This is a genomic window from Stenotrophomonas sp. Steno-C17, assembly GCF_056393165.1.
The window spans coordinates 97,615-110,755 of the sequence record NZ_JBWJPD010000003.1 but is presented as its reverse complement, the minus strand read 5'-3'; the positions used below and the strand labels follow the sequence as shown (position 1 = coordinate 110,755).

General features: G+C 62.0%; 15 protein-coding genes. 10 read left to right on the top strand and 5 right to left on the bottom strand.

All coding sequences use genetic code 11. The features are described 5' to 3' along the window. Positions 1–64 precede the first annotated feature (64 nt). Positions 65–886 (bottom strand): GIY-YIG nuclease family protein, encoded by an 822-nt coding sequence (locus AC06FA_RS03805; RefSeq protein WP_478067190.1) that lies wholly within the window; start codon positions 884–886, stop codon positions 65–67. Between the two features lie 610 nt (positions 887–1,496). Here AC06FA_RS03805 and AC06FA_RS03800 point away from each other — a divergent pair. The 3 genes from AC06FA_RS03800 (at position 1,497) to AC06FA_RS03790 (ending at position 4,979) form a co-directional block, all read left to right on the top strand. Beyond that, the gene (locus AC06FA_RS03800; protein ID WP_197581624.1) at positions 1,497–1,994 is read left to right on the top strand and encodes a spore coat protein U domain-containing protein; all 498 of its coding nucleotides are present in this window, start codon (positions 1,497–1,499) and stop codon (positions 1,992–1,994) included. A 117-nt stretch (positions 1,995–2,111) separates the two neighbouring features. Then, positions 2,112–2,768, top strand: a complete 657-nt coding sequence (locus tag AC06FA_RS03795; RefSeq protein ID WP_478067189.1) for a fimbrial biogenesis chaperone — start codon at positions 2,112–2,114, stop codon at positions 2,766–2,768. Positions 2,769–2,861: 93 nt separating this feature from the next. Next, positions 2,862–4,979 carry a fimbria/pilus outer membrane usher protein gene (locus AC06FA_RS03790; RefSeq protein WP_478067188.1) on the top strand — a complete coding sequence of 706 codons (2,118 nt, stop codon included), beginning with the start codon at positions 2,862–2,864 and terminating at the stop codon, positions 4,977–4,979. Positions 4,980–4,982: 3 nt separating this feature from the next. Here the strand turns inward: AC06FA_RS03790 and AC06FA_RS03785 are convergent, their stop codons facing one another. Beyond that, the gene (locus AC06FA_RS03785; RefSeq protein WP_032960317.1) at positions 4,983–5,624 is read right to left on the bottom strand and encodes a hypothetical protein; all 642 of its coding nucleotides are present in this window, start codon (positions 5,622–5,624) and stop codon (positions 4,983–4,985) included. A gap of 119 nt (positions 5,625–5,743) precedes the next feature. Here AC06FA_RS03785 and AC06FA_RS03780 point away from each other — a divergent pair, with 119 nt between their 5' ends. After that, a complete protein-coding gene (locus tag AC06FA_RS03780; RefSeq protein WP_478067187.1) occupies positions 5,744–6,661 on the top strand; it encodes a hypothetical protein in 918 nt (305 codons plus the stop codon). Between the two features lie 32 nt (positions 6,662–6,693). Here the strand turns inward: AC06FA_RS03780 and AC06FA_RS03775 are convergent, their stop codons facing one another. From AC06FA_RS03775 to AC06FA_RS03765, 3 genes are all read right to left on the bottom strand, one after another. Next, on the bottom strand, positions 6,694–7,479 hold the full coding sequence (locus AC06FA_RS03775; protein WP_420791969.1) for a hypothetical protein: 786 nt from the start codon (positions 7,477–7,479) through the stop codon (positions 6,694–6,696). Next, positions 7,463–8,401, bottom strand: a complete 939-nt coding sequence (locus AC06FA_RS03770) for an HNH endonuclease (protein WP_478067186.1) — start codon at positions 8,399–8,401, stop codon at positions 7,463–7,465. Before AC06FA_RS03770 ends, AC06FA_RS03775 begins: the two co-directional genes overlap by 17 nt. A 132-nt stretch (positions 8,402–8,533) precedes the next feature. Next, on the bottom strand, positions 8,534–9,280 hold the full coding sequence (locus tag AC06FA_RS03765) for a hypothetical protein (protein WP_478067185.1): 747 nt from the start codon (positions 9,278–9,280) through the stop codon (positions 8,534–8,536). A 284-nt stretch (positions 9,281–9,564) separates the two neighbouring features. Between AC06FA_RS03765 and AC06FA_RS03760 the strand changes: the two genes are divergently transcribed. The 6 genes from AC06FA_RS03760 (at position 9,565) to AC06FA_RS03735 (ending at position 13,137) form a co-directional block, all read left to right on the top strand. Next, complete coding sequence (locus AC06FA_RS03760) at positions 9,565–9,828, top strand: hypothetical protein (RefSeq protein ID WP_180886793.1); 264 nt, start codon at positions 9,565–9,567, stop codon at positions 9,826–9,828. 360 nt (positions 9,829–10,188) lie between these two features. After that, positions 10,189–10,572 (top strand): H-NS family nucleoid-associated regulatory protein, encoded by a 384-nt coding sequence (locus AC06FA_RS03755; protein ID WP_032960302.1) that lies wholly within the window; start codon positions 10,189–10,191, stop codon positions 10,570–10,572. A 947-nt stretch (positions 10,573–11,519) separates the two neighbouring features. Beyond that, positions 11,520–11,885 (top strand): hypothetical protein, encoded by a 366-nt coding sequence (locus AC06FA_RS03750; RefSeq protein ID WP_478067184.1) that lies wholly within the window; start codon positions 11,520–11,522, stop codon positions 11,883–11,885. 473 nt (positions 11,886–12,358) lie between these two features. Beyond that, a complete protein-coding gene (locus AC06FA_RS03745; protein WP_478067183.1) occupies positions 12,359–12,610 on the top strand; it encodes a hypothetical protein in 252 nt (83 codons plus the stop codon). Positions 12,611–12,646: 36 nt separating this feature from the next. Beyond that, a complete protein-coding gene (locus tag AC06FA_RS03740; protein WP_478067182.1) occupies positions 12,647–12,832 on the top strand; it encodes a hypothetical protein in 186 nt (61 codons plus the stop codon). After that, entirely contained in the window at positions 12,832–13,137 is a 306-nt protein-coding gene (locus AC06FA_RS03735; protein WP_478067181.1) for a hypothetical protein, read from the top strand. The genes AC06FA_RS03740 and AC06FA_RS03735 overlap by 1 nt, the downstream gene beginning before the upstream one ends. The last annotated feature ends 4 nt before the right edge of the window (positions 13,138–13,141 follow it).

The following is a 13,141-nucleotide window of genomic DNA, read 5'->3' as shown; positions in this document are numbered from 1 at the left end:
CATGCCTCGGGCATGCCGCTAACGATCACAAGATGACGGTTCTCTGCGGCTTAGTTGAACATTGCTAGTTGCGGTTGTAGCCATTGCGGGACATCAAGATTCGCTTCCAATGCGACTCCCTCTTGTCGATTTGGCTCTCTTGGGAGCGCCGATCCATGACTTCGAGGATCGAGAAGCGGAGATCGCGCTGGCGATCTGTGGCCTTGATGCCGAACTCTTGGACCAAGGCCTTGTTCCAGCCGTGCCCGGTGCTCGAATACTGGCACCAGCGTCCCCAGATGCCGGCGTCGCCGTCTGCTTTTCCGACGTAGAGCAGGCCGGTCTTGCTGTCCGTTAAGAGATAGATGCCTTTGACACTGGAAAGAGCCGCACGCCAAGAGTTGTTGCCGCTGGCAACGACGCGGTCCAGGGTATCTTTGTCGATGTCCACTTGACCGAACCCAGGGAACTCTCCGTCTCCCAGCTTTTCTGCTAGAAGTTCGTGCACCACCATGTCTCCTGAGAGGGTCTCGCCTCTCAGATAGGAGGTGCGGCTGACGTATTTCCCCGTCACGAAGAGGCGTCCTTCTAACGCCAGTGTGCTGTCGATGCGTTCCAAGGTGTAGTCAACGTGGGGCGTTCCGTTGGCATCCACATCGGGCCTGCTTCCCACGGATCGGAAGAGGCCGGCGAACATCCAACGGTAGGTATTGGGGATTTGGACGAGGGACAACACCATGTCCCGGTCGAAGTTCCGCTGCCGCTGCCAGCACTGCCAGTCGTCAAACCGGCCGTCCAGCCAAACATCGATCGGATCCTCGATCTTATTGTTTCGGGCCAAGTGAACCTTGGTGCGAGCCGGCTCAAACGAGGGTTCGTAGAGCTTGATGAGGTCATACAGGAGCACGTGCAATCCCTGGCGGCAGTCTGGACCACCATCTTCCCACTGCCAAGCGCTTTTGAACCAGCGCCCGGAACGCTTCAGGGGAAGGGGCTGGCCCCTTCCGCTTGTGCCTGCACTGGTTGCACCGGGCGTGTGCGGCCACCACGTTCCCGGACACGTCTCGGCCCCCGTCTTGCTGGGCCAGCAGATGTTCGGCGGTGCACTGAAAGGCTTGAGCCTTGCGGGACTTCAGTCCCAGCTCTGATGGAGCTTCGAGCCACATCGGCAGGCCGCAATAGAAGCAGCGGCCAGACTGAGCATGGAAGGCGGATCTACGGATGGATTTGAGGCGCTTGGTCGTCATGGCTGGCTTCGGAATCGAAAAAAAGATTCCCGCGCCCCCATCGGGTGGACCTCGGGCACCCGGAGCCTACTGGCATGCGGGCACAACACCGACGCTTCTGCGACCGGCCATTGCTTTTTAGCTCACTCGCGCACTCGGAGCAAGTGGTTGGATTGGCACCCGAAAATCTTGTCAGCAGATCCTCTTGCGTAAATGGATTTATCGAGTATTGGTGAAGTAAGCCCAAGTCGGGCCCTTTCCTTTTTCCCCAATATCCGAGGAGGATTTTTAATGCGCAAGACCCTTTCTTTTTCTCTGGCCTTGGTGGCCGCTTTCTCTGCAGCTTCGGCGTCCGCCGCTGACGTCACCGAAGATCTGGTGATTGCCGCTACCTTGAACAACGAGTGCAGCCTGTTTGTCACGCAGTTGGGTGGCGGTGAATACAACGGCTTGGCCTCTGGGGCGCAAGGCTATTCCAATGGGGCGCTGCTGGTCCGTTGCAACCAAGGCACCGCTTTCAGCATCGTGCCCGGCGATGGATTGAACTATGGCGCCGCTATTGGCCGTCCCAATCACCGCGCCGTGTCGGATGGGACCGGGAACTTCGTCGCCTACGACCTTTACAAGGATCCGGGTGCAAGCCAGATCTGGGGACGTGGTGCCGACGCTTGGGAGGGCGTGGGAACCGGTGAGCAGCAGATGATCGGCATCGGCTACGCGTTCTACGATTTGAGCAAGGTGCCCGGCGGCACGTTCTCCGACACCATCGCCGTGACCCTGACTTACTGATCTTCAGCCGTTTTCCTTGAAGCCCCCGGAAATCCCCGGGGGTTTTCTTTTGAGGGTGGGTTGACAACTTTAAATGTTTTGGTTGGATCAAAGGATGTGATTTGTTTTGGAGGACTGATGTTGAAGCGTTTGTTGGCCATTTCGTTGTGCTCGTTGTTCGCCGTGCCTGCGTGGGCGGGCAATGTGTCGTTGTTTCCCACGAACATCGTGGCGCCGGCTGGGCAAAAATCGGGGGCGTTGACCTTGGAAAACCATGGGAACACCCCCGAGCGTTTCCAAGTGACAGTGCTGGACTGGTCCCAAGACCCCAGTGGGCAGGACGTGACCAGCCCCGCCACCGCGGTGCTCGCGGCACCGTCCATTGTCGAAATCCCGCCTGGGGCCCGCCGGGCCGTGCGGTTGGTGCGCACTCAAGGCGTCGGCACGCCGGGCTACTACCGCGTGCTGCTGCGCCAGTTGCCCCAGCCCTCCACGGCGGGCCAGGTGCAGTTGTTGATCCACCAGAACCTGCCGGTGGGGTTTGAAGACGCCAAGGCCGGTCCTCCGGTGCTCAGGGCGCGCTTCACCGCCGACGGCCTTCTGCTGACCAACTCCGGGCCCACCGCCGCACGCGTGACCGCCGTCGGTCCTCAAGGCATGCCGGCGTGGCGCGAAGGGGCGCTGGGGTGGGTGCTCCCTGGTCAGAGCAAGCTGGTTGAGCTCAAGCCCGGCTTGAAAGCGTCCACGCTCTCAATCACGGCCAAGGGGTCCCCCGCTACCGTCCCCGCAGACTAAGGGCAACGCATGCGGCGGGGAAGCGTCCTGGGCCTTGCGCTGGCCCTGTCCATCGGCAGCGCGCACGCGGCCATCCCAGACGGGGTGGAACCCGTGCTTGCAGCGCCCATCCTGGCCAACGGCCAGCCCGCCAAGGACCCCGTGGTGCTCTGGCAGCAGAACGGGGCTTGGGTCGCGGAAACCACGACGTGGCAGCAGCTCGGCGTGACCCTTCGCCCGGGCGAAGAGGGGCAGGACCTGACTGACCAAGCCTTGGGCGTCACGGTGGCTTACAACCCCGAGAACGCCACGGTCCAACTCACCATCCCCGCCGACCGCAAGCCAGCCCAGCAGCTCACCCGACGAGGCACCCCGGTTTCCCAGGTCTCGCCGGCCATCGGGGGCGTGTTGGTCAACTACAACCTCGCCACCCAGATCGCAGGCGGCCAACAAGCCACGTCCTTGGCACTGGACGCGCGCACCGGAGGGCGTTGGGGCGTGGTCTCCACCACCGGGCAGCTCAACCAATCCCCCAACGGGTTTGGCATGCGCCGCGGCATGACGGCCTGGCAGAAAGACGACCTTCAGCGCCAACGGACCTGGCAAGCCGGCGATGTCTACGCCACGCCCCGCATCGGCCCCGTGGCGCTGGGCGGCATTCGCCTCGCGAAGGACCCGGCAGCACTGGATCCGCTCACGCCGACGTGGCCCGTCCCAACCTTGGGCGGCATCGCGCTGGATCCGGGGCAGGTCAAGGTCCTGTCCAACCAAGCCGAAATCACGCGCCAGGACGTCAAGGCCGGCCCCTTCACCGTGGACGGTCGAAACGTGGCCCTGGGAGCCAGCCAAACGGCCGTGGTCGTGCGCGACGCCTACGGCCGGGAAACCGCCGTTTCCACTGCACGCCTCTACGTCGCCCCAACCCTGCTGCGCCCCGGGCTCTCCGCGTGGGAAATCGCCGCCGGCCAGGTCCGCGAAGACGAAAACCGCTACGGCACGGCCGGCGTCAGCGCGTCGTGGGCCAAGGGCGTCAACGACCGCTGGACCATCCGAGCCGGTGGCCAAGTGGACGAGAACGGCAACGGCAACCTGACCCTGGGGAGCACCTGGGCCCCGGGCACCTGGGGCGTGCTCGACGGCGAGGTGGGGCGCTCAAGCGACGGCCGGACGCGCTGGGCTCTTGCCTACGACTACAAAGGGCCCACGTTTGGCGTGCGATTGGAACACGAGGAAAACGACGGGTTCTGGCGACTGCAGAGCGAGACGGCGCTGCCCATCGCCTCGCGCACCCAAGCCAGCATTTCCTACCGCCCGGATCGCCGCTTCACCTTGCGCGGCACCTACAGCGCCATCGACACGGGGCGCACCAGTCTGGCCTTCGCCTCCCTGGGCGTGAGCGCAAACCTGGGCGCCGCGGGCCAGATGTCTGCCAACGTGCTCCGAGACCTCCGAGGCGACGATCTTCAAGTGGCCGCCAGCTACACCTACCGCTTCGGCAGCAAGGCCAGCGTGGGCGTGCGTGCGCGTCGGGCCCCAGGCCAGGACTCCCTGACCACCCGGACCACCTACCGCTCCGAGGGCGGCCTTCGCTTGGCTGCAGAGCACACCGAGGGCGATATGGGCAGCACGCGGGCCACGGCGGATGCCATGACCCGTTATGGCGACGCCCGGATCATGCTGGACCGCTACGACGGGCAGACCCAGGTGGCGGCCAACTTCTCCGGCTCCGTGTTCTTGGACCACCGCGGCGTGGCTTTCGGGCGTCCGGCCTACGCCAGCTTCGCGGTCGTGGACGTGCCGGGCCAGGCGGGCTTGCTGGTGCGGGTCAACGGCGCACCGGTCGGCCAGACCAACAAGCAAGGCCGCGTCTTGGTGACCGACGTTCCCTCCTTGCTGCCCACCACGGTGAGCCTCAAAGACAAAGACCTGCCCGTGGGCGTGGAGATCGGGAAGACGGAGAAACAAGCCGTGGCCCCCCGGCAAGGCGGCGTGCGGGTGACGTTCCCGGTGCTGACCCGGAACGCTCGGGCCTTCACCCTGACCGGGGCCAGCATCGCGCCGGGCACCATGGCCTCCACGCCGAACGAACAAGCCATGGTCGGTTACGACGGGGCCCTTTACCTGGAGCACCCCGAAACAGGGATGACCGTTGACGTGGCAGGGGGGTGCAAAGCCGTGTTGCCGTCGCCGCTGCCGGGCGTGGACCAGGTGCGTCAACTCGTATGCAAGTAGTTGCTACACAGGCTCCAGCTCTCCGCTGATGGTCGCCGATTGAGTGCAAAACTCCTCAAGCACTGGCGCCCAATGACGGCGAAGGGTTTGCCAGTGACGGGCTTCACGAACCCACTCCTCCGTCGTCTTTGGCGCAGGCGGCGAGAGCATGGCTTTAAGCATTGAGTCATTGCGAAGGATGGTCTTGTGGATCTCCTCAAGTGGCATCAGCTTGCGCGGTCTGGTCCAGTGAAGGGCAGCGCCGGGACTAGCTGGGTGAATGCCGAGGGTGTCCATCCAGTCCAGCGCAGCTTCGTTAAAGCGGTAGCGGTCCAAAGCATCTCGAGGATCGCCTATGTCCAGTCTGCTGAACAGGCTACTGATCTGCTGAAGGACAGAGTTCAACTCTTGGTGAAAGGCGGATGATTCAGTGCCGGCCCGTCTGGCGCGGGTGCGCAAGCCATCGGCCACTTTCAATGCGCTGGATGCCAGATCTAAGAAACGCGTATCAGTGACGGGCACCCGAGGCTCAAAGATGTCCGGGTTGGGCAAGGTCATCAAATCGCGGTTGAGCTGCAGGAGGAGCTTGGACGCGTATTCATGGACGTTGAGCCCCGAGGTTTGAGATGCCGCAGCTCGAAGCTCAGGCCAAAGGTCGTGTTGCATGGTTGTTCCCCCCTGTTCGCGGTAGTCCGATTGGAATGGGGGTTCCGCGATTTGGTCTCAAGACCCACACTGCCAGCGTTGATCGATACCATTGCAGTCAGCCCGCAAAGGACGAACCCGTGGCATTTGACTGGACACAGCTTCCCCTCGCCAACACCCCCTGGCGCATCCAGGTCGTGGCCGACATCCTCCCGATCCTGATTCGACGGGCCAAGGAAGGAAGGCCTATCTTCTACGGGGAGCTGGCCGACCAGCTGGAGCAAGAGTTTGGACACGAGCCCAAGGCGCGCAAGACGGTCTACGGGCCTGCCGTTGGCGCGGTGGGGCTCGCCATTGAACAGTTGGGACTGCTGCCGGGTTGGCGAGGGGAGCGTATCCCGCCGATCAACACCATCGTGGTGAGCAAGAGCACCGGCTACCCAAGCACGGGCGCGGATGAGGTTGCCCACTACTTCTTCGAGGACAACGGTGCAGGCATGGCTGCCGACCGGAAGGCTTACCTCGACGCCGCCATGAGCGCGGTCTACCACTACGACAAGTGGGATCAGATAGCAGCGGCGCTGGGCGTGGCTCGCCTGGAACCCGCGTCCGGGGCGCTGGAGGCCGATAAGGGGGACATGCTGCCCTTGCCCAAGGTCCAAACTGCCAGTGCACCAGAGAGTCTCGAGCACAAAGCTTTAAAGAAGTGGGTGCGTGAGCACCCTGAAGAGCTGTCAGACTTCGGCGAGTTCCAGCTCGGGAGGAACGAGGCAGTGTTGAGCAGCGGGGATCGGCTGGACGTGCTGTTCGACAACGGAAAGCAGCGCTTGGCAGTGGAGGTGAAGACCAGCACCTGCTCGGAGGACGAGCTCATGCGCGGCGTCTACCAATGCGTGAAGTATCGCGCGATCCTGCGGGCCGAGCAGTTAGCGACCCGTCGGGTGCCCAACGGGGATGCCGTCCTGATCTGTCCTCGAGCCCCTCGAAAGACCACCAAGGCGCTCATCCGACGTTTGAACGTGAACTTTCATCGGGTGCCGGTGGACGCCGAGCAATGAAGAACAGAGCCTGATCTCAACCCAACGCTTGATCAGCCCGGCGTCCAAGCGCGTTCATTTGATCGACGCGCGCGTTGTTCCCGAAGTTCTTTCATGTGCTTCTCGACCGCTTCGCACTTTCTGGAGAACGAGTTGCAGCGGACGAACTCGATGTCCTCCCAGAATGCTCTCACGGCCATCATCATCTGATCGAGCAGGACGCGAGGAAGGGTGATCGTGTCGAAGGCCGGATGCCGCGGTGCGTCAAGCGGGACGGTGTATAGGCCCCCAATGGTGGACCCCGGCGGAAGCCAAGTTATCCAAAGCGACGGCGCGAGCTGATGGATCTTGATTGCAGAGTCGCCGTTGCCGTGTCGAAGCGCATTGCCCAACAGGTGAAGGAACTGCAAGTCGGCGTGGACGCCGAACCATTCCATGGGTGCATCGAACAGTTCCTGAAAGAAGCGCAGCAGATTGGGGCCCTTGCCGTCCAAAGAGCAGCGCTGAATCTGCTGGATTCTGCCGGCGGGCCAGGTCTTCCTTCCTGCCATGCCAACCATCAATCCTCGAAGGGCTCGTTCATGCATGGACTGCGTAGCCAGCAAAAACGCTTCGATGGTGGACTGCCGGATGTCAGCGTAGTGATCTACGGCGAAGACCCGCTCGACCTCCTCTTCGCTGTTCTCAAGAGCGTCGATCTTAGTATCCAGCGCTGAGACGGCGGCCAGCACTACTTCGCGCCGGAAAGTAGCAAAGGAGGGAAGGTCGAGGCCGCTGTAAACGGCCACCTCGTGGTGCTCCCAGCGAACGGCTTCCAGCGGATCAGGTGCGAGATTCATCTTTGTTCCCGAGGGTAACGCCTGAAAGGCTGATTTCGTCCGCCGCCTTGCCGAGCATCCGAGACCGCAGAGCGTTCGTAGAGATCTTGGACGGGGCTAGAAGTCTCAGTGGCCGCCCATCCAGATCGCGGTAGCAGGCATCAGAAAGGGTGCTGGAGACGGAGATGACCAGGCTCGGGGACACCGCAAGCAAACCTGCATCGAACAGGGCGTGGATGTCCTTCCGGAGCAGCAGCCCGTTGCTGAGTGCATTGGTGGACGTCCCATTATAGGGCGTGATGTGCGCGGCATCGATCACGGCCGCGTGGGCCGTGCCCGTGACCATGCACGCGGCCCCGTAATGCTCAATCAACCGTTTCCTGAAGTCAGCCTGCCCATCCCGGATGACTCGCAGCACCTGCTCGACGCGCTTGCCGTCCACCTCGACGTCTAGCGGAGCGAGTGAGGCGGGCGGTAAGCTCGGAATCAGGCGGCCGGACTCTTCCAGTATCCCCCTAAGTGCTTCGACCGCGTCGTTCTTCATCATCTCCGCCGGAGCACGAAGGACAGGATCAATCCCAGATCGGTGACGAATGTGGGCAAGTAGCCGAGCGGCGTCCTCCAGGTAGGTCAGCTTCTGCTCCCGCTCACTCCACAACTGGCGCAACGCGTCCAAAACCCATGACCACAACGCCAGCCTGAGCTCGCTGCTCGTCAGGCGAGGCGGGGCCTGTGCGCGCACCAACTTTTGCTGGGCCAAGGCCAGCTCCTCTGCGTCCGCAGCGGCGTCAGCAGGATCAATGCCTTGCGCCTCTTTATCCTCGAGAAAGTAGTGTCCGCCGAACTGACGCTTGCTGTCCCGTTCCCGCTCTTGTTCAAAACGCTGCTGGCGTCGCTTCGCTCGCCATTCGGCGATCCGTTGTTTGTCGTTGCCTTTGTCCATGCCATTCCATTCCCTTGCTGGCTAAATAGATTAGTCCACGTTCCAAGACGGTGCGGCCACGTAAGCGGTTTGATGGATCGACCGCTCCCTTCTCCACATATTCAGGAAGGGCGTGGGGAAGGGGCGGAATCTTTAGCGGTCGTCATCCATGATAGAGGCGAACTGGTAGTCCAGGTCATCGGCAGTCACCGCGTCATCGTCCTCCTCGGACTCGAACCCCACTTCCCGGTCTTCCAGCAAGAAGAGCGAGGGGGAGACGGGCTGGAACTGGAGCGTAACGGAGACCTGGCCCGACTCTTCCCTGGCGTCGGTGTATCGGCCTTCAAACGAAGCGATCAAGCGGCCGTTGTCGAAGTAAGCCGAGCCATCCAACGCATGGACAGGCCCGGTGTCTTTGGCGAAAGAGCGCGCCAGTTCTTCAGGGACCTTGATAGACATGGGGTTGTCGTTAGGGCGAATCATGTCTTGGACACGCGCTTCGTAGTCGTCCACGGTGCCCGCCATCTCGGGGGCAGACATGACCTCGGCGTGGATCAGGCGCTTGAGTGATTCGGAATCTCGATTCAGGTCTGCCAGCACAACAGCGCCGACAGCTGGGGTGGTATCCAACGCCGTATACAGGGCTCTAAGGACAGGCAGTGGCGTCACATCTGCCATCAAAGCCTGGCACCGGGCTTGGGCTCGCGCTACATCGGCGAGGACCAGCAATCCGTCAACGGGCGCACCTTCTGGGAAGTATGGACTGGCCTGCAACGCGGCCAACGTGTTGAAGCCGCAAAACGCGGCGACAAGTTCGCGGAGATGACTTTTGGAGACCGCAATGCCAGAGGCGGCAAGGGCCTTGTGTGCAACGAAAACAGGACGGGAGTAGATCGACATGGCAGCTCTCTGGTGACCGGGCCGGGTGAGTGCTTACGCCGAATCCGGTGCCAGGCGGCGGTCGATTCGGGGAACGAGCAGAGGGTCAAAACAGGAACGCGGGTTTGAGTCACTCACAACTCTGGGTCGCCACCGTGCTGTGAGCATAGCGAGGCACTGGCGCGCTGGCAACAGCGTTCAATCCCCGCTGTTGGCGGTTGCCCTGAAGCGGCCTTGCCATGGTGGGGGCTCCCCTTGCTCCACGCCTGGAGCTATCCGAGGGAGAGGCGGGGCGATGCTTTGACGTGCAGTTGATCGCCGGACTGGCCATGACCGTCGCCCGGAAGGGATGGCCAGAGGGGCCATTGATGCATGGCGCGTATGGCCGCCACTGGATCATCGAATCGACCGCGAGAAAGAGGGAAGAAATCCTTTTGCAGGACATCGGATTGCGTGTCTGGGCCGAGACGATGGCCATGAAGGCCAATCGCGCCATCCAGCAGTCTGCATCCGCTGAGACACGCGGCTCCGAAGGGTTTTTGGTGACGCACGAGGTGGGGAACTGCTGAAGCCGTTCCTGGGCGAGCGGTTTAAGAACGGCAATATCCACGTCATCTTCCACAAGCACGCCTTGCACTCGGTTGACCGGCTGAACGCCCGGATCGCGGAACTGCTGCCCAGGGCTTTGCCGGGGCCCCGATAGCCCCTGGACATTGCGGCATTGCATGGTGGAGCGTGGAGGTGGGCACGGCCGGTCCCCTCAACCGCCGAGGCTTGCTTCAGTGGCCGGCGGAAGGCATGCCCTCACTGACTCTTGAGGGTGAAGCCCGTAACAGTCTCCAAGGGAGAGCGTGGGTTGAGCCGTTGAGGGTTTACAGTGGTCTCGCAAAACGGCAGGATCGGGGTTTGATCAACCCCAAGGAAAAACCGTGGCACTGACGCTCGAAGAAATCCGCAAGAAAAAGGCCGAAGCGGAGGCCTTGGTGGCCGAAATGGAAAAGGCCGAAGGCGACGCGCTGGCGGCCGAAGCAGGGGCCAGCTTTGCAGGGGTCTACGAGACTTTGCAGCAGTTCGGGCACCATTACACCACGAAGCAGAAGAACGATCTGAAGGCGCTGCTTGAGCCACGCAAGTCAGCTTCCGCAAGCGCCATCAGTCGCGCCCCGAAGTTCCAGATCCCGGATGGGACCACGTGGGCTGGCACTGGACGTCAGCCGAAGGCATTCCTTGCATGGGCCGAAACTGCTGAAGGTAAGGCGTGGAAAAAGAAACACCCGGACCAGGAATGGCCGGCGCACCCGTTCAAGGCCTGATTGCCATTGAGCGTTGCAGACAGAGCCCCGGGAAATCGGGGCTTTTTTTGTGGGCGTTGAACCAGGGCGAAGCGGGGGATGGGGCGGGAGCCCCGGCCCTGGGCCGTTCCTCCCCGGAGGGGGCTTTTCAGGCGCGGCCCCGGGCCGCGTTCTTTTAAAGTGCGTTGGAAAAAGGGCGGGTGGGGCCTCGGCTTCCACCGGGCCCGGTGCTGGGCGGGAAATGTGCTGCGGTTCAAGTTTTCCGGCGATCTGCGGCCCTTATGGCGGTTTTGATATTTAGTCGATAAAACGTAGGGTGAAAGTATTGCGATTTTTTTGAGGGGGCTTAGTTTGAGTGGGTAGTGAGGGAATGCCCCCTCTTCAAAGGTTTTCTAATGATTGCTTGCGCTATTGGCCGGTCAGGCTTTGTTGCCCTTGGTTATCGGGGGGTCTTCTAATGGCCCACCACCACGCCAGGCCCCTCCAACTCAAGTCGGGCGAATGGGGCGCCCGGGTGCCCGCCCCGAATGTTCGGAACGGCGACAGGCTCACTGTGGTTGCCCGGAGCGGCAGCTCCTGGGAAGCCGTGGTGGTCGGCGTGGTTTGGCAAGGCCCGGAGGTCGCGATTTGCCAAACCGCCCGGGGGCTCATGCAGTGCGGGTGCTGCGGGGAAGTGGGGCAGAAAGGGGCCTACCCCTTCTCAACGTATCCGGCAGAAATGCAGCGTTGCGACGATTGCGGGGGGGCTGCATGAAACCCCCAGCAACGCGTCGCCGCCGCTATTTCGCCTATCAACGCCGCTCTGGGTCCACGTGCTACTTCGACAAGGACATGCACGCCCACCTCCAGCGGTATCCCCACACCATCGGCCATTACCAGCTCACGCGTTTCCTGGGCACTTCCGCGTTGCTGACCGCTGAAGAAGCGGCCGCCCAAGGATGGATGGCCAAGCCGCACGGGAGCCCTGCATGACCAAACGCTACATTCTCCGCCCCCCAGAACGCTTGGTCGAAACCATCCACGAGACGTGGATTGACGCGCCCAGCAAAGCCGCGTTTCAAGCCCTGGCCGCCGCGCAAGGCCTGAGCATGCGCGCTGCACTGGCTCAACTCATCGAGCAACACGCCCAGATTCGAGAACCGTTTTCCCCTCGATGCCCGACGCCGTGGGCCGGAGAGGCAAAGGGGCGAGAGCGCTATAAAACCGCGCTTCCCAGTGTGCAGGTGGCTCCCGATGTCGCTATGGCCTTGCTCATCGACGCCAACCGAATCGGCATTTGTCAGACGGAAGCCGTTCGCCAGTTGGTTTGGCGATGCATCCACGCCAGCGCTTGACGAATCGGACTCCCTTTTGGGGGGGGGCCAAGGACAGCCACGGGGAGGCTGGGGCGGGAGCCCCGGCCCAGGGTCTTTCCTCGCCAGAGGGAGCTTTTCAGGCGCGGCTTTGCCGCGTTCTTTTGAGCTCTTGAAGAGAAAAAGCCGTCAAAAGCAGCTCAAAGCAAAGGCAAAAAACGGCGTGGAGAAGCGGCGGGAGGGGCCTCGGCTTCTGCCGGACCCGGTGCTTGGCTGGAAATGTGAGTTATTTCAGGGTTTTTGTATTTTCTGCGGTTTTACGTCAGTTTTTCGTTTTAGTCAGGAAAATGTAGGGTAAATCTATTGCGAAAAGTTTGTTTTCTTTTACCTTGAGATCAGAGAGGAGCGCTGATGCTCTTTAAAAAAGGAAGCCCCATGTTGACGTTCTTTGCTTTTTGCCTCTTGGCTGGATTAGTCGCCGGACTGGCCATTGCTGACCGACTGGATGCGCTCTGATGAATACCCGCAGCCAAACCCAAGCGCCCGCCCGGTCCTCCATCGCCACCACCTCAGCGCTCCTGCGATCCCTGTTCGACGCCATGTCAGGGATGGGAGCGGCCAAGCTGGGATGGGAGATGGTGACCGACCCCAAGGCCAAGCTGTCGGACATTGCCCTCGGCGTGCCGCTCTGCTTGGCTCCCGCAGTGATTGCGGCCACCTGGGCGCTTTGCCTGTTTGGCATTGCCCAGCATCACCAGCTTTTTTGAAACTCGAATCCCTGACAACAACGGAGGACCCCGCTCGTGCGAAACCTTTTCAACAAACTGCTCAACATCGCCCTTTTCGGCATGGTTCTGTTCGCCCTGGACCAAGTTCCGGAGCGCTTGGGACGCATGTCCAAAACCGCCCAGAACCTGGTTCAGCAGGTGGGCTACTCGGGCCCCATGCAGGGCATCCCTTCTGGCGTGCCAGACGGTTATGAGTTTTGATGAGCCCTCGTTGGCCACCTTCTGAACTCGTGCGCCTCGCCTGGGCTGCGCGCCGGGATCTTCTTGCCAGGCAGCACCTGCTTCAGGCGTTTCAAGATGGGGCCGATTTCCATTCCCCTCTGTCCAGCAGCGATCTGAACAATGACCTGTTCGCCGTCGCCGGGGATTGCGTCGCAGGCGTGGTGGTTCGGGAGCTGACGGGCGTCAAGGACGCCGAAGAGTGGTTGCACGCGTTTCTTCGCGCGCACGACTTGCATCAAGCGCTGGCACCCGCAGTGGGAATCGCTGCCAAACGGCGCTTCTGATGGC

Bases quoted from the DNA above. Each gene is read 5' to 3' on its own strand.
- AC06FA_RS03775 (WP_420791969.1), bottom strand. From the start codon at position 7,479: ATGAATCTCGCACCTGATCCGCTGGAAGCCGTTCGCTGGGAGCACCAC.
- AC06FA_RS03765 (WP_478067185.1), bottom strand. From the start codon at position 9,280: ATGTCGATCTACTCCCGTCCTGTTTTCGTTGCACACAAGGCCCTTGCC.
- AC06FA_RS03800 (WP_197581624.1), top strand. From the start codon at position 1,497: ATGCGCAAGACCCTTTCTTTTTCTCTGGCCTTGGTGGCCGCTTTCTCT.
- AC06FA_RS03795 (WP_478067189.1), top strand. From the start codon at position 2,112: ATGTTGAAGCGTTTGTTGGCCATTTCGTTGTGCTCGTTGTTCGCCGTG.
- AC06FA_RS03735 (WP_478067181.1), top strand. From the start codon at position 12,832: ATGAGCCCTCGTTGGCCACCTTCTGAACTCGTGCGCCTCGCCTGGGCT.
- AC06FA_RS03745 (WP_478067183.1), top strand. From the start codon at position 12,359: ATGAATACCCGCAGCCAAACCCAAGCGCCCGCCCGGTCCTCCATCGCC.
- AC06FA_RS03785 (WP_032960317.1), bottom strand. From the start codon at position 5,624: ATGCAACACGACCTTTGGCCTGAGCTTCGAGCTGCGGCATCTCAAACC.
- AC06FA_RS03770 (WP_478067186.1), bottom strand. From the start codon at position 8,401: ATGGACAAAGGCAACGACAAACAACGGATCGCCGAATGGCGAGCGAAG.
- AC06FA_RS03750 (WP_478067184.1), top strand. From the start codon at position 11,520: ATGACCAAACGCTACATTCTCCGCCCCCCAGAACGCTTGGTCGAAACC.